Here is a 15,439-nt window from a genome sequence, read left to right as displayed (position 1 = left end):
TCGAGAGAGTACATTATTCATCCTTCTAAAACTTTCTCACATATCGCTCAGTAGAACTGAGAAGCTGACATCCGTTCTTCCCAAAAACATCCTTCATCCACTCATTTTGTATATTTGTCTCGCCAATATAATAAGATGCACCTATTTCTTTTAAGACAAACATCGCCCCTGTAAATAATGCTGCTTCATACCCTTTATTTCGCATATTTGGAGTGACTGCGAAATACATCAGTTTCCCTTCTTCTAACGTACCTCTCTCAATATGCGGGATTACAATTCCTATTGGCACTTCACTTGCAACCGCTGTTAAACAATGCTCTTTCCATTGCCCACCAATTTCTTGTTCCATCATATGTACAAATTGATTATAATCGACTTGTTCTCCCGTCACTTCATTCCACAGTGAATAAAAAATGTCTTCTCCTACTTCTTCAATTAATTTAAAATCAATATCACTTTCTATATCTTCTACTTCGTATATATCTTTAAATACAATCATGTTTTCAGTAATATATTCAAATGAATACGTTTCGAAGCATTTCTTATACACATTATAATTTGGGCTTTTTGAAGAAACCTCAAAATGTAGTTTTTCTAATCCTTCATTTTCTGCCTCAGCAACGCAATATTGCATCATCTCTTCTAATTGCTCTTCTGTAAAAATCTCTGCGTTATTTTCTTTTATTGTTATAGAAGAAGCACTTCTTCTTATTTTAAAATGTTTTTCTAACTGTTCTATTGTCGTCATATTCTTCCCTCATCTATGTCATACTCGAATTTCTAATGGTTCTCCTTGCATGAGCAGGATTGTCCTTGAATATATAGAATACTAGAAAAGATCGCATCTTTAAAGTGCGGAGGAGGTTCTCCATTGGATATTACAGCACTGCAACAACAGTTAGAGCTTATACAACAAAATGATTATTCGCAAATGCAACATATAGATATAAATGAGTTAACTTTGAACATGCTTCAGTTTATCGGAACGGCTGATAGTTACGTTCGTTACCAACTTATATATAAATGTTTTGCACATTTCATTCATCATGAATTCCTTATGGACGATCAGCTGAAATTACTGTTGCAAACTTGTTTAAGTGATGAATATTTATATTGTGACATTTACTCCCCACATACTGATGGGGTTTTCACACGTTCTTACACTGTTTCGTTAATTGCGTTAATACTCCAATTTGCTAACTCGCACTACTTTTTTACAGAGGAGGATATCGAGGAGATAAAAAATAAACTCATTACATATACAAACTTAGAAATGGACTTTCGAGGCTATATTGAAAATAAAGGATGGGCTCATTGTATTGCCCACGTATCTGATGCCTTTACTGAGATTGTTCATAATGCCTATACGACTTTTGAATGGTATGAAGAGCTCATTCATTGTTTATTAAATAAAATCTTCATTCCATCTGATATTTTTCATAATAACGAAGATGAGCGTATTGTTACGCCATTAATATCCATGCTGTATCATGACTTCTCGCAAGATGAGTTAATTTCAATTATTCATAAAAAAATAAAAAGGCTTCCTCAAATTAGGAAACGCCTTTCTCTTAATGAGTATTGTATTTTATGTGCCAACATTAAAACCTTTTTACGCACATTATTTTTTAGAACAAAAGATGATCATAACTTAGCCTATACAGCACGTAAAACAGAAAAAATGTTAAAAGAACTTCCAAACTATTATTAAATACAAGGAGAAAAATTATGGGTTATATTGAAGACGTAAGAAATCTAGTAGGAAATCACCCACTTATATTAATAGGCTCACACGCCATTATATTAAATGAGAAAAATGAAGTATTACTGCAGCTCCGGACAGACTTTAAACGCTGGGGTATTATTGGTGGCGCCTTAGAATATAACGAGACGTTAGAAGATGCTTTAAAACGAGAAGTATTTGAAGAAACTGGGCTTATCATTAAAAATCCAGAACTGCTCCGGACATACTCAGGACCAGATTTTTTTCAAATCTATCCAAACGGCGATCAAGTACACGGTGTACTCGTTGTTTATATTTGCCGAGAATTCCACGGTGAACTTGTATGCGATCAAACGGAATCGAAAGAACTGCGCTTCTTTTCACTTGATGAACTACCTAGTAATCTTCCTCCTGTTATTGAGAGGATTATCAAGGAGTTTCAGCACTCCAATTAAAAAACGTTACATATAGTTAAGATAGAATGCTTATTTTTATTTTAAATAGAAATAAAACAACCTCATTTCCCGTCATAATAACGCGAAATGAGGTTATTATCGTTCACCGTAAATCCCTATTGCCCCCAAAATAACTACTTTATTACATTACATCTCTTAATAACTAATTGATATTAGCGCTCTTTTTCTACATCTTTATATCCCTTTACAAATAAAATAGTTATATAAGAAATAACGAATGAAAAAATTGTATACATGCCCACCCAAAAGAAAAATGCTGGATCATACACTGTAACATTTAATATAAGAAAAATAACAAATGTTACAATTGGCATCACATAAAATGTACTCACTTTATATGTCCCGGCTATTGAAAGCATACAAGTAAGTAATGGATAAATACATAAAATAAATATGAATTCCCTCACGTTTTTGTCCCCCTTTCTGAAGAGATACTAAGTTTCTCGTAAACATTTTGGGGAACAACAAAGGTTTATATCTTTTAGCCCGTTATTAACACATTCTTACAAATATAATGTCAGATTGTTATCTCAATCTGATTTCCTTCAGGATCACTTACTACACTTTCATAATAACCATCTCCAGTAGTGCGTGGGCCGTTTAACAGAGGGTATCCTGCTTCTCTTAACCTATCCGTTAATTGGTTCACTTTTTCTTTGCTACCTACAGAAAAAGCCATATGCGCATATCCTACTGTTTGTTTTTTTATTGCATCGTCTATCCCTACCTGTCTCATAAGTTCTAGACGCGCACCACCTTCAAAAGTTATGAAATAAGATTCAAACTGCTTTTTCGGATTGTGATATAAGCTATTTTCTTCACCATTGAAGTACTGTTTATAGAAATCACGCATAACTTCTAAATCATTAACCCAAATTGCTACATGTTCAATTTTCATAATCGACACCTTTTCTTTTATGTTATACAATCAACAATTTGATGTTTAATTGCAAGTACACTTAATTTTCTTTGTTTGTTCTAGTAATCATGAGATCAAGTCCAAGACTTTTTAATCCATATAAATAATCTTCTTTCCAATCGCTCACTGTTATTTTTGGAATATGTTCCGCTGGAATGTACTTCGGACAACTTTTTACAATTTGATCTATTACAAATTGATTCACTTCATCGTTACAGAAAATAAACGCATGAGGATTAATAATAGCTATACATGCAGAGATTAAACGTGTAATAGCATCTATATTATATTTCTCTGGATTATTAGAATCTCTCACTTCATCTCCACTTCTCAAAGCTTGTAAGAAATTTTTATTATCATACTGCGGAACGAAAGATATCTCTCCTGAGAAAAATGTACTTCCGCGTACGACATCTCCATTTATCATAATCCCGGCACCTGGACCGTTTTGACCTGAATACAAATATACAAGAGATGAATTGTCATTATTTCCCGTGTTTTTATGATAGCCAAGCACTGCAGCATTCATGTCATTTTCTATTACTACCGGTATAGAGAACAGATCCTCCAAATGACTTTTTAAATTAAAATTTTGGAACTTTTCATATCCAGGAATGTAGAAAATACGCCCATTATCGACCGCACCAGGTACACCAATTGATATAGAACTTATTTTTGGAAACGTAGCTATTAGACTTTCTATATGTTCTGTTAATAAATTTAAGCCCGTATCCATTAATACACTTGAAGTACTTCCTTGTTCTTTTACTTCCCCTAAACAGTTGAAAATTGTATAGTTTGTCTCATTTTTTTCTAAAAATATCGCTAAACCTAACATATATTCCGGATTATATGCATATCGTTTCGCTCTTCTTCCGCCACTTGAATCATCTAAACCGGCTAAAGTGACTTCACCATCTTGTTGCATTTTTTCCATAAATTTACTTATCGTTGGAAAACTGATTTCTAATGTATTACTAAGTTCAACTTTCGTTGCACTACCTCGCTCTAGAAGAGCTGTACGAATGCCGCGAAGAATCGTCTCTTTAATCGATTTTTGAGTAACAAATTGTTCACTCAAATCGCTCACCACCTTAATCAACATACTTATTAAACACTTTTAATAAGTTGCGTTGACAATATATCATACATCATTTTCTAAAGCAATAAAGATGATATAATTCTACTAGAAGCACTCTTTATTTAACTCGATGTATTCTCTCTCGTAACAGATGATACAATTCCAGACAAGAGAACAAATAATAAAACAGCTAACAAAGCATTGCGTATTCCGAATGCTTCTCCAAGTATCCCCAAAAATGGTGGTCCGACTAAAAAGGCTGTAAAACCGATTATAGAAACTGCAGCAACATTAGAAGTCGCATTTTCACTGTCATCTCCAGCAGCAGAAAGCCCAATTGGGAAACCTAACGACGCACCAATCCCCCATAGCACGATACCAACTGCTAGAAAATACGAGTTACTCCCAAATATGACAATTGAAATTCCAATAATCGCCATCATAATAGTAGCACGTATGACAACGACACGACCGAATCGATCAAGGAAATAACTGCTACACATACGAGCTAACATCATTGCCAATACAAAAATAGTGTACATAATAGAACCTGATACTACACTTTGCTGATGTCCGTCTACCATCACGATAGGTAGCCAATCATTTGCACTTCCTTCTGCAAACGCCATTCCAAGCACGAAAAGACCAATTAAAAGCACCTTTTTTTCCATACGTAAGGAAGTACGCTTCGCTCGCTTATTGTTCCGCGCTTTCTCCTTCTTTCCTGTTCCATGCGGAAGAAAACGATACAACATACATACAAGTAATACAAATACGATCGAAATTACAAGAAACTGATACAGAATTGGGATGTGAAGCGAAGCCGCGACAGAACCACTAAGCGCGCCTACTAAAGTTCCTACGCTAAAAAAACCGTGAAATTTCGGTAGAAGTATTGTTCCTAATTTCCGCTCAATGGAAGAACCTTCTACATTTAATGCGACTTCTGCTAATCCATATCCTACCCCAAATACTAGTAAGCTACTAAAAGCCCCCATACTAGAAACAAAATAAATATTAATACCTAAACAAAGCAATCCAACAATCATAAAAAACATACTGCCTATAATAACGTCTCTAGCTCCCTTACAGTCAATGAAGCGACTTGCACTCAGCAAACCAATTATTGAACCGACTGATAGTCCGAACAAAATCCAGCCCATTTCTGCATTTGACACTCCTAAAATATCTCGCGCCGCTGCTGTTCTTGAAATCCATGTAGCAAACGCGACACCTGGCAAAGCAAATAAGAGAAAAAGAGCGTTTCGGGAAGCAAGTAATGGCTTTGTATGATTGTCCGCACTATATTTCTCCATATGAAACACCTTTCAAATTGTCTATACGATATGACACTAATTTATTTATGCACTGATGAAAAACGATTTCTATTCGTCTATCGTTTTAATAACTTTGGCTGGGTTACCACCAATAACTACATTATTAGGTACATCTTTTGTCACAACTGCCCCAGAGGCTATTACAACATTATCTCCAATTGAAATACCAGGGTTAATAATAGCTCCTCCGCCAACCCAAACATTGTTGCCTATCTTTACAGACTTCCCATATTCTTTGCCAGAGTTCCGTTCCACCGGATGTAACGGATGAGTAGCAGTATAAATGTGGACACCAGGTGCAAGCATACAGTTATCACCGATTCGCACTTCACAAACGTCCAAAATAACACAATTAAAATTTGCGAAAAAGCTCTTTCCAATGTGGATATTGTAGCCGTAATCACAACGAAAATCAGAGTTAATGTGTGATTTCCCGTCAGCTGAAGAACCTAAAAGCTGCTCTAATAAGGTAAAGCGGTGCTCATCACCAGTCTCCATAGCCTCGTTATAAAGGCGTGTTAAACGTTTTGCCTCAATTCTATCAGCTACTAATTCTTCGTCATCCGGCATATACATTTCTCCCGCCAACATCTTTTCTTTCTCAGTTTTCATACAATCCTCTCCTTTGTTATCGAATGAATTACACTTATTAAACATGTTTAATAAGTGACTTTAATGATACTTATTAAAGTAGTTTAATAAGTATCCCTATATTAGCATATTTTTTAATATATGCAACTAATAAGTTTAGAAAGAAAATGTGCCTCCTCACTTCACATACAGATATAACGAATAAATATTTAAGGTTCATACAGAAAAAAACAAGGGAACGCTTAACGTTCCCTCTCAAATCCAATCCGTTTTTTAATTTCCGCTAAATTTATCTTCGCAATAGCCCGCGCCCTCTCAGCACCTTTTTCTAATGCTTCATATAGTAAATAGGGTTCATTCATATACGTTGCGTATTTTTCCCGAGGTCCAGCTAGCTCACGATCTACAACGCGGAATAACTCTTTTTTCACATCGCCCCATCCGATTCCAGTCTCATACTTTTCGCGTAACGCCTGATTTTCGTCCTCTGTCGCAAATTCTTTATATATTGTAAATAACGTTTCTAGTTCTTTCGGTTCATTCGGAAGTGAGGAATCTGTTTTTATTTTAAATATTAACTTTCTTAGTTTTTCTTGCTCTGCAAATAATGGGATAACATTTCCGTAACTTTTACTCATCTTTCTTCCATCAAGTCCCGGTAAAATTGCCCCTTCTTCTTGCACTACATACTCAGGAAGTGTAAATGTCGTGCCAAATGTATGATTAAAATACGTCGCAATATCACGAGCGATTTCAATATGCTGGATTTGATCTTTTCCTACCGGTACATGAGTCGCTTGAAATAATAAAATATCAGCTGCCATTAAAATCGGGTACGTATATAATCCCATATTAACTCCTGCATCGATTTCTAATCCTGCTTCTTTATTTTGCTCCACCTTCGCTTTATACGCATGGGCACGGTTCATAAGTCCTTTCGGGGTTAAGCAAGCTAATATCCAAGCTAACTCTAAAATTTCCGGCACTTCTGTTTGTCGATAGAAAATAACATCTTCTCCAAGTCCAAGTGATAACCAAGTAGCCGCTACCTCTTTCGTATAACTACTAAACTTCTCTGGATCATGAACAGCATTTAACGCATGATAATCAGCTATAAAGTACAATGCTTTTCCTTCATTATTTTTTGACATTTGCAATGCAGGTTTAATTGCACCAATATAATTTCCTAAATGCGGATAACCTGTCGGCTTAATTCCTGTTAACATTATTTTTTCACTCATACTAACTCCTCCTTTCTCAAAATAAAAAAAACAAAAAGAGCCCCTCATCCTTAAAAAAGGACGAGAGACTCCCGCGGTACCACCTTTATTAGCTATCATTATAGCTCACTTCAGCTTCTTAACGTGAAGTAACCGTCTTTACCTACTCATTTCAGTAAGAAGCTCCAGAGCCCATTCCATATTCATCTCTTACTGATTCCCACCACATATCAGCTCTCTGAAAAGGTTTGAATATGTACTCTTCTCTTTCATTGCTTTTAGTTATTTTTTACAGTTTATCACATTCCCTTTCCAATTAAACCCTAATTTTCTGTTTTATATAGCAGGAATTCCCACCTTAATTGTCTAATAATATATAGGTTTGCAGAAATAATCGTAACAACTTTGGAGGTTTTTTCATGGTAAAATATATATCCATTTTAGGTTCAACAGGATCCATTGGTACATCTGCATTAGATGTCGTTTCAGCTCATCCTGAACATTTTAAAATCGTCGGTTTAACCGCAAATTATAATATCGATCTTCTCGAAAAACAAATCGAGTCGTTTCAGCCTCGTATTGTAAGCGTAGCGACAAAAGAATTAGCGGACACATTACGTTCTCGTATTTCAACAAATACAAAAATTACATATGGAACTGATGGTTTAATTGAAGTATCTACCCATCCTGATACAAATCTTGTATTAAGTTCAGTTGTCGGTGTTTCAGGTTTACTCCCAACAATTGAAGCATTAAAGGCGAAGAAAGATATCGCCATCGCTAACAAAGAAACTTTAGTTTCAGCTGGACATATCGTAACCGAACTAGCGAAACAAAACGGATGCCGCCTAATTCCAGTCGATAGTGAACATTCAGCTATTTTCCAATGTTTAAATGGGGAAAATAATAAGGAAATCGAAAAATTAATTGTTACAGCTTCTGGCGGCGCTTTTCGTGATAAAACACGTGAAGAAATGAAAACATTACAAGCGAAGGATGCATTAAAACACCCAAACTGGTTAATGGGCGCAAAACTAACGATAGATTCTGCCACGTTAATGAATAAAGGGTTTGAAGTGATGGAAGCTAAGTGGCTATTCGATATTCCTTATGAAAAAATTGATGTTATGATTCATAAAGAAAGTATCATTCACTCTTTAGTAGAGTTTATTGATGGATCAGTCATGGCACAGCTCGGTGCCCCTGATATGAGAATGCCGATTCAATATGCGTTTCACTACCCTACTCGACTACCTTCATCCTATGAAAAATTAAATTTATTAGAAATTGGTAGTTTGCATTTTGAAAAACCAAATTTAGAGAAGTTCCCCTGTCTACAATATGCATTTGAATGTGGAAAAATTGGCGGTACAACTCCAGCTGTATTAAATGCAGCGAACGAAATTGCAAATGCACTATTTCTTAAAAATGAAATTACATTTTTCGATATCGAAAAAACAATTTACAATACAGTTGAAGCTCATCATAACGTAAACGACCCTTCACTCGATGCTATATTAGAAGCTGATCAATGGGCACGCCAATACGCAAATCAATTATTAATAAAAAAGAGCTAAAACAGGTTTCTCTGTTTTAGCTCTTTTTTACGTATTCAATTTTACAAATCTATAACTATGTGTAACTAACACTTTTAATATCGCATACCCTGGAATTGCTAAAACTATCCCCATAATACCGAATAAGTTTCCAGCAGTTAAAATGATAAATATAATTGTAATCGGATGGATATCTAGCTTTTTCCCCATTACTTGCGGGGAGATAAACTTACCTTCTGCTAATTGCACAACCATCATAACGATAATTACCTTTAAAACCATTCCTGGCGAGTCAATAAATGCGATAATTAACGCTGGAGTTATTGCGATAACTGGACCTACGTACGGAACGATATTTACAATCATCGCTAAAATAGCAAGTAATACCGCATATTTAATACCAATAATAAGGTAACCAATTAATAGCATGATACCGATAAACAAGCTAACGATAATTTGCCCTCTTATATACGAACTAATAGCATAATGCATATCATCTAGTATTCTCATTGCTGCCGGTTGTCTTTGCTCTGAAATAAACTTCAAAAAGTGATTCGGTAATTGTTCACCATCTTTTAATAGATAGAACAATATAAACGGAACCATGACAAATGTTAAAACAACTTCTGTAAGTGTACTTAAAAATCCAGTTACATTTCCAGTTACTGATGATAATGACTTTGTAAAATCAACTGTGTAGTCTTTTACTATATTCGCTACATCAATATTTAAATTCTCCTGAATTTTACCGAGTAAATTACTTTCCCCAAATCTACGTGCTGCTCGTTCGATTTCATGACCGAAATACGGTAAGTTATCTATTAATGCATCAATTTGATCTTTAATAATAGGGATAACCGTTACAACTAAAAACACAAATAATCCTAGTACTATTAAATATATCGAGGCTATCGATACGATTCTTGAAACACCTTTCTTTTCTAAAAGTGAAACGAATGGGTGCAAGATATAAAATAGCACTCCGGCTAATAATACCGGGAAGAAGATTGTTTTTAAAAAGACGATAAACGGGGTAAAAACGAAAGAAATTTTTGTTAGCAATAATATGTTAATGAACAATAATGCAAATCCAAGTAACACTGCTAAATAATTTTGTTCTCTAAAAAACTTTTTTAACTTGTCTCTTTTTCTTATATTTACTTTCTCCAATGAAACCACCTCTTTGAATGATGAAAAGCCCTTCCTCAGGGCTTTTCATCATTATCTATATCTTTATTTCCTTGCAGCTTTCACTACAAATGATACAATAAGAATTAATACGATTGCTCCTAATAATGCTGGCACGACATGAATTCCACCAAATGATGGCCCAAAAGATCCAAATAATCTACTACCTAACGAAGCACCTAATAAACCTGCGATAATATTTCCGAACATACCACCTGGGAAATTTTTACCCGTTATAGAACTAGCAATTGCACCTATAATAGCACCAACTATTAATGTGATAATCCATCCCATTTTTAGTCCTCCATTTCTATTATAGTTTTGTATGATCAAATACAAGAGTAACAAAACTATAATATAAGATTACTAATTCATTTACACTAACCATATTCTGCTATAAAAATAAACGCAAGAACATTTTATGTATGGAGATACATATATTATATGCAAAAAAGAAAAATATTGTCAAACTTACCCATCAATCAATTATATTAATATATCATATTCAAAGGAGGCTTCATTATCTATGATTCATAAGTTACATTCCAGTTCTTTTGAGGTAGCAGCATCCATTTTTCAGATTCAAATTCCAGCTTATAAAGTTGAAGCAGATTATTTAAACAGTACTGCAATACCCCGTTTATATGATACTGTAAACGATATTCAAAGTTGCGTTGAAACATTCTATGGATATTTTTCTGAAGATAAACTTGTCGGCTTTATTTCTTTTATACAAGAAGCAAAGCTAATTGATATTCACCGACTAGTTGTATCGCCTGATTTTTTTAAAAAAGGAATCGCAACGAAACTCCTACTTTATATATTTAACATGTTCCCTTCTTCAATGGCATACATTGTACAAACAGGTAAAGCAAATACCCCTGCTATTGCATTATATAAAAAACACGGCTTCATTGAAGTAACCGATATAACAATTACCGATCGTATGATTCTTACACAACTAAAAAGACAGAAAACATAAAATAGTTTGACTCATTAATTTATTTATGTTATCTTTTACTTTATAAAACCTTTTGCTGAGTCCAAATTTTGGAGCGGGGGAACCATTTTTGTAGCCATGCTACTTGGGGCGAATCTTATTTAAGTAGGGAAACTCTCACTTCCCGAGTCCGACAGCTAACCTCGTAAGCGTAATGGGAGAGGAAGGTGCTTTTTGCCTATGTTACACAGTATACCTCCTTAGTTATAAATATGGGAACGATACCAATTAAAAACCTATATTTATAGAAAAGGAGAGATGTATTATGTTACGTTTATCTGATCACGCAATAAAAATGATGGAGCAAAGACTTCGACTCGAACAACATCGCACATATCAAGCAAATAAAGTTGTAGATAACTTACATCACAAATACTTTTTTCAGCATATTTTTCAACCGAAGAGATAAATAAACCATGCATACAATATTTAACACAAAAAGATTTGCAATTATGAACTGCAAATCTTTTTGTATTAGCATTAAAAATAATCTTGCATCAATTTATTCATCCAATCTGGAACACTAACATTTTCCCTTGCATCAAAAGCAGCAATATATGGTTTTATATCTAAAATAGCCGTTTGATCATTAGCATCTAATCCTTGCACAGTCATAACATTATTTTCAATGGACAATATTTCAACAGTAGTAATTCCAATAGGGTTTGGACGATACTTTGTCCGTTGCGCAAAACATCCTTTTTCATCTAAATCACTTAGTCCCCTTGGCTTTCTAGCCCACGACTCGTTATTTTCTTCCTGGAAATCATTCATATAAAAAATAACAATTGCATGATAGTAATCCTCAAGGCCAGCTAATCCTCCAATATACTCTGGATATATATTAATGTTAGAAATAATACTTCACCAATTTTCACCATATTAATATGACTCATTTTTTCCCCTTCTTTATGCAGCATTATTTACTTCCTTACCTTAATAATGAACGTCGTCGGCACCATCCTAGCTTTATATAAAGAATAATACTTCGTAGAAGGCTCTGCTATTTCTCCATCAAATACGCTAGATGGTTCAGGTTCTTCTATTCTCTCAATTGTAAATCCGGCTCTATTTAACTCATTTATGTATGTACTCATTTTTCTCTTATATAATGTCGCTTGTACTTCTTCCCCTTTAAATGTTTCAAACATAATAGGAGTTTCTTCATGATACGAAGACTTTAAAACAATTTCTTCTGTACCATACTGTAAGTTTGAATATACCGGATGCTCCCAGCTAAAAATAAAACTTCCACCTGGCTTTAAATACGAATAAATCAGTTCCAATGTTTTTCTTAAATTAGACGTCCATCCTAATGCATAGATGGAATACACTATATCAAAATGCTCTGTCGGTATATTTACTTCTTCTTCCATTGCCCCGCGTATTAACTTTGGATTCCAATACTTTAACGTTTCATTTGCTGTTTCAATTTGCGTCTCTGAAAGATCGAGTCCCCATAACTCTTTCGCACCGCACTCCGCCATATATCGCAAAGAATGTCCACTACCACATCCGATATCAAGAATACTTTTATTCTCAATGGAGTCGAATAAATGAATTTCCTCTTCTGATGCTGTATACGGTCCGTATTTAGGCAAACAATCTACTTGAAAAAAATGAGGTGCTACTACGTCCCAGCACTTTTTATTCACTTGTAACATTTTTGTTTGTTCCATGCTTTGCATCCCCCTCTATTCTATTTTCCACTCCCAATAATAATTACACGTTATAACCCGATCTTCCTTTTCTCTTCGCTCGGTAATTTTTCACTTTTGCAATTGTACCGCACGCTCTTCCGCCTTCTTCCCCAGCATACATACCGCACCATCTTTTACTTCCATTACGCGAATGATCATAAAATACCCAGCGACAATCTGGACAGGCTTTTAACCTTCCCCACGACTTTTCTTGAATCGCCATTAAAACAATACTCAATACTTTTGTATACACATTCTCTTCTTGCACCGGTTCATATGTAACACTTTTCATATCTCCCTTTATATGTACATGAAATGGGTATTTTTCTAACCATTTTTGCAACGATCCTTCGCCTTCAATTGTTAACCGAATGTCTTCTCGAAAACTTTTTAATTCATCTATTGTATGAAATGAAAACTCTTCATGAAAATATTTTTTCATAAATTGCTTTATATCACCTTCTGTTTGTAGCAAATCAATTGGCTCTCTCGTATCGTTTGGTATTTTCCATGTATTTAAAAATTCCCGAATATATTCTAATTCATGTGGTGCATTCTGATTCAATTCCATTCACCTTCTTCTTAAAATTTACTTTTTTCTGACTTTATGTATAATTATAATATAAAATAGTTAACCATCAATTAATTTTACTGGTTACAAAATTAGGAGGAGTTCTATGAAAAATTTCTCAATACCGATACGTTTCATGCTTATTTCTTCATTTTTTATGTCTTTTGGTTATTTTGCGGTATTTGCATTTTTAGCTATTTATCTATTAAATTTTCTCCACTTTTCAGCCATGCAAGTCGGAACAGTTTTGACGGTTATGACAATCACATCAAGAGTTATCCCTTTATTCTCAGGATTAATCGCGGACAAAATAGGCTATATCATTATGATGATAGCTGGATTATTTTTAAGAGGAATTGGGTTTATTGCTTTAGGAATATACTCTGATTTCTATACAATTTCTATTTCTTCCGCACTTATTGGCTTTGGAACTGCATTTTACGAACCTGCTGCTCGCGCTATATTTGGCTCACAACCAGCTCATATGAGAAAAAATTTATTTACATATTTAAACCTTAGTTTTAATTGCGGTGCAATAATCGGACCAATCGCAGGAGGTTTTTTACTCTTACTCGATCCGATTTATGCTTTCTCTCTAACAGGATTTCTTATGCTGATATTCGCTTTAATCTTTTACTTACTTAAAAACCACTTCCAAGTTTCTACTGAAAACACGTCTATTACATTAGGAATACAGGCAATTTTACAAAACAAATCTTTCCTTCTGTTTTCATTTATCATGATTTTCTTCTATATTATGTTTACTCAGCTTACTGTCGCACTTCCACTTCATATGAAAAACATTAGTAATAGCAATCAACTTGCTACACTAGTTATTACGATAAATGCAATAACAGGCGTCATATTTATGGTATTATTCCGAAAACTATTTCACAAATACAACACCCTTTCGATTATTAAATACGGTGTTTTATTAATGGGTATTTCCTTTTTACTCATTCCTTTATTCCAACATCCATATTGGTTATTTATTTGTGTAATATTATTTACAATTGGCGAAACACTTGTATTACCTAACGCTGATATCACTATTGCGAATTACAGTAACGAATCGTACACTGCTACTTACTTCGGATTTTATCAATTATCACTCGCAATTGGTTTTATCATTGGTAATTATACCGGTACATGGTTTACATCAAACTTAAACAGAATGTATACACCATGGCTTATTTTCGGCGGAATAGGACTTATTGGCTTTATTTCACTACATATTTTAAATATTAAAAAAGGGGTCTCTAAAGGGGATATATTCCTATCTAATGATACGAAACATCTTTAACATATTACAATTGAGATGGTACCTTTAGACAAGCGACCTATAATAAAAACATTCGACCATCATGTTTGACAGTCGAATCTTTTTATTTTTCATATTCAAGGTGATTATGTCTTTTACAACCAAATAAATAACAAGCCCCTATATGATCAATTTCAGAGTATAACCCTGGAACATATCCAGATTCGATACGTTCTATCATTTTTTTATAATAATTGTTCTCTTCTATATATTCTTCAATTAACTCTTTCTTATCATTTTCTGTCCAGTTTTCTTCTACTTCTTCATTCTGAACATCTTCTATTTCTGCTGTCTTCTGTTCAATAGATTCCCGTATAACTTCATTTATACGGGAGAAATTACTAGCTTTATATAGAGCATAAACAAATCTGCCAATCCAACTGGGACTTTTCCAGTATTCTTTGAATCCCTTTTCGAACCATTCAATTGCCTTCTCGTTAATGTTCAAGTAACTACCTCCGAAATAAATGAATTCAACTATTCCATATTATAATTTTAAAATGTAAAAATTGTAATTTCCATAAAAAATAAGTTCTTTCTCCTGTCTACATTTAATCATAAATTTGAATATCCAATTCGTAATGAATTTAGCATAGGCTTTTACAACACCACATAAAATTAAGCGCTGTCTCCAATATGTTTCCTTATTTATAATTGGTACAGTAAATCCATTAAAGTTCTGCTATAACAACAAAAGAGGGATACCAATTCATATGTGAATTGGTATCCCAAATTAATCTGTTTTTAATATCTCCC

At 34.1% G+C, this 15,439-nt stretch carries 17 protein-coding genes, 2 pseudogenes, 1 riboswitch and 1 other annotated feature; of the genes and pseudogenes, 6 read left to right on the top strand and 13 right to left on the bottom strand.

Features of this window, described 5'->3' with window-relative positions; genetic code table 11:
- Positions 1 to 25: 25 nt before the first annotated feature.
- A complete protein-coding gene (locus ACFVQC_RS08200; protein ID WP_377891602.1) occupies positions 26 to 748 on the bottom strand; it encodes a GNAT family protein in 723 nt (240 codons plus the stop codon).
- 123 nt (positions 749 to 871) lie between these two features.
- On the opposite strand from ACFVQC_RS08200, the gene ACFVQC_RS08195 reads away from it, so the two are divergent.
- Together ACFVQC_RS08195 and ACFVQC_RS08190 are read left to right on the top strand one after the other, a co-directional pair.
- Positions 872 to 1,711 carry a DUF2785 domain-containing protein gene (locus tag ACFVQC_RS08195; RefSeq protein WP_377898049.1) on the top strand — a complete coding sequence of 280 codons (840 nt, stop codon included), beginning with the start codon at positions 872 to 874 and terminating at the stop codon, positions 1,709 to 1,711.
- Between the two features lie 17 nt (positions 1,712 to 1,728).
- On the top strand, positions 1,729 to 2,178 hold the full coding sequence (locus ACFVQC_RS08190; protein ID WP_377898048.1) for an NUDIX hydrolase: 450 nt from the start codon (positions 1,729 to 1,731) through the stop codon (positions 2,176 to 2,178).
- A 173-nt stretch (positions 2,179 to 2,351) separates the two neighbouring features.
- Here the strand turns inward: ACFVQC_RS08190 and ACFVQC_RS08185 are convergent, their stop codons facing one another.
- From ACFVQC_RS08185 to ACFVQC_RS08160, 6 genes are all read right to left on the bottom strand, one after another.
- Positions 2,352 to 2,606, bottom strand: coding sequence for a YbeF family protein (locus tag ACFVQC_RS08185; RefSeq protein ID WP_377898046.1), 255 nt, complete (start codon positions 2,604 to 2,606; stop codon positions 2,352 to 2,354).
- Between the two features lie 110 nt (positions 2,607 to 2,716).
- On the bottom strand, positions 2,717 to 3,097 hold the full coding sequence (locus tag ACFVQC_RS08180) for a VOC family protein (RefSeq protein WP_377898044.1): 381 nt from the start codon (positions 3,095 to 3,097) through the stop codon (positions 2,717 to 2,719).
- 61 nt (positions 3,098 to 3,158) lie between these two features.
- Positions 3,159 to 4,199 carry an ROK family transcriptional regulator gene (locus ACFVQC_RS08175; RefSeq protein ID WP_377898042.1) on the bottom strand — a complete coding sequence of 347 codons (1,041 nt, stop codon included), beginning with the start codon at positions 4,197 to 4,199 and terminating at the stop codon, positions 3,159 to 3,161.
- A gap of 122 nt (positions 4,200 to 4,321) precedes the next feature.
- Positions 4,322 to 5,515 (bottom strand): MFS transporter, encoded by a 1,194-nt coding sequence (locus ACFVQC_RS08170; RefSeq protein WP_377898040.1) that lies wholly within the window; start codon positions 5,513 to 5,515, stop codon positions 4,322 to 4,324.
- Positions 5,516 to 5,584: 69 nt separating this feature from the next.
- The gene (locus ACFVQC_RS08165; protein WP_377891590.1) at positions 5,585 to 6,148 is read right to left on the bottom strand and encodes a maltose acetyltransferase domain-containing protein; all 564 of its coding nucleotides are present in this window, start codon (positions 6,146 to 6,148) and stop codon (positions 5,585 to 5,587) included.
- A gap of 221 nt (positions 6,149 to 6,369) precedes the next feature.
- A complete protein-coding gene (locus ACFVQC_RS08160) occupies positions 6,370 to 7,368 on the bottom strand; it encodes a tryptophan--tRNA ligase (RefSeq protein WP_377891588.1) in 999 nt (332 codons plus the stop codon).
- A 53-nt stretch (positions 7,369 to 7,421) separates the two neighbouring features.
- Positions 7,422 to 7,629, bottom strand: a binding site (T-box leader).
- Between the two features lie 137 nt (positions 7,630 to 7,766).
- Here ACFVQC_RS08160 and ACFVQC_RS08155 point away from each other — a divergent pair.
- Positions 7,767 to 8,924 (top strand): 1-deoxy-D-xylulose-5-phosphate reductoisomerase, encoded by a 1,158-nt coding sequence (locus ACFVQC_RS08155; protein WP_002146571.1) that lies wholly within the window; start codon positions 7,767 to 7,769, stop codon positions 8,922 to 8,924.
- Positions 8,925 to 8,951: 27 nt separating this feature from the next.
- Here ACFVQC_RS08155 and ACFVQC_RS08150 read toward each other — a convergent pair whose 3' ends face one another.
- On the bottom strand, positions 8,952 to 10,073 hold the full coding sequence (locus ACFVQC_RS08150; RefSeq protein WP_219919373.1) for an AI-2E family transporter: 1,122 nt from the start codon (positions 10,071 to 10,073) through the stop codon (positions 8,952 to 8,954).
- A gap of 63 nt (positions 10,074 to 10,136) precedes the next feature.
- Positions 10,137 to 10,385, bottom strand: a complete 249-nt coding sequence (locus ACFVQC_RS08145) for a GlsB/YeaQ/YmgE family stress response membrane protein (RefSeq protein WP_000539737.1) — start codon at positions 10,383 to 10,385, stop codon at positions 10,137 to 10,139.
- Positions 10,386 to 10,512: 127 nt separating this feature from the next.
- Here ACFVQC_RS08145 and ACFVQC_RS08140 point away from each other — a divergent pair, with 127 nt between their 5' ends.
- Complete coding sequence (locus tag ACFVQC_RS08140; RefSeq protein ID WP_377891584.1) at positions 10,513 to 11,073, top strand: GNAT family N-acetyltransferase; 561 nt, start codon at positions 10,513 to 10,515, stop codon at positions 11,071 to 11,073.
- A 43-nt stretch (positions 11,074 to 11,116) separates the two neighbouring features.
- A riboswitch (cyclic di-AMP (ydaO/yuaA leader) is annotated at positions 11,117 to 11,259 on the top strand.
- Between the two features lie 97 nt (positions 11,260 to 11,356).
- Positions 11,357 to 11,500 carry a hypothetical protein gene (locus ACFVQC_RS08135; RefSeq protein ID WP_000945246.1) on the top strand — a complete coding sequence of 48 codons (144 nt, stop codon included), beginning with the start codon at positions 11,357 to 11,359 and terminating at the stop codon, positions 11,498 to 11,500.
- Positions 11,501 to 11,571: 71 nt separating this feature from the next.
- Here the strand turns inward: ACFVQC_RS08135 and tsaA are convergent.
- From tsaA to ACFVQC_RS08120, 3 genes and pseudogenes are all read right to left on the bottom strand, one after another.
- A pseudogene (gene tsaA, locus ACFVQC_RS08130) lies at positions 11,572 to 11,987 on the bottom strand (tRNA (N6-threonylcarbamoyladenosine(37)-N6)-methyltransferase TrmO).
- A gap of 27 nt (positions 11,988 to 12,014) precedes the next feature.
- Positions 12,015 to 12,770 carry a class I SAM-dependent methyltransferase gene (locus tag ACFVQC_RS08125; protein WP_264538807.1) on the bottom strand — a complete coding sequence of 252 codons (756 nt, stop codon included), beginning with the start codon at positions 12,768 to 12,770 and terminating at the stop codon, positions 12,015 to 12,017.
- A 43-nt stretch (positions 12,771 to 12,813) separates the two neighbouring features.
- The gene (locus ACFVQC_RS08120; RefSeq protein ID WP_063217606.1) at positions 12,814 to 13,356 is read right to left on the bottom strand and encodes a CGNR zinc finger domain-containing protein; all 543 of its coding nucleotides are present in this window, start codon (positions 13,354 to 13,356) and stop codon (positions 12,814 to 12,816) included.
- A 112-nt stretch (positions 13,357 to 13,468) separates the two neighbouring features.
- Between ACFVQC_RS08120 and ACFVQC_RS08115 the strand changes: the two genes are divergently transcribed.
- A complete protein-coding gene (locus tag ACFVQC_RS08115; protein ID WP_377898038.1) occupies positions 13,469 to 14,665 on the top strand; it encodes an MDR family MFS transporter in 1,197 nt (398 codons plus the stop codon).
- Positions 14,666 to 14,747: 82 nt separating this feature from the next.
- Here the strand turns inward: ACFVQC_RS08115 and ACFVQC_RS08110 are convergent.
- Positions 14,748 to 15,131: pseudogene (locus tag ACFVQC_RS08110) on the bottom strand (hypothetical protein); the annotation flags it as partial.
- Positions 15,132 to 15,439 lie beyond the last annotated feature (308 nt).

Origin of the sequence: Bacillus sp. NPDC057893 (assembly GCF_042796455.1) — a bacterium.
In the GTDB taxonomy this organism is placed as follows: Bacteria; Bacillota; Bacilli; order Bacillales; family Bacillaceae_G; genus Bacillus_A.
Note: the sequence above shows the minus strand (reverse complement) of the source record. Positions and strands in the feature narration are given on the sequence as shown.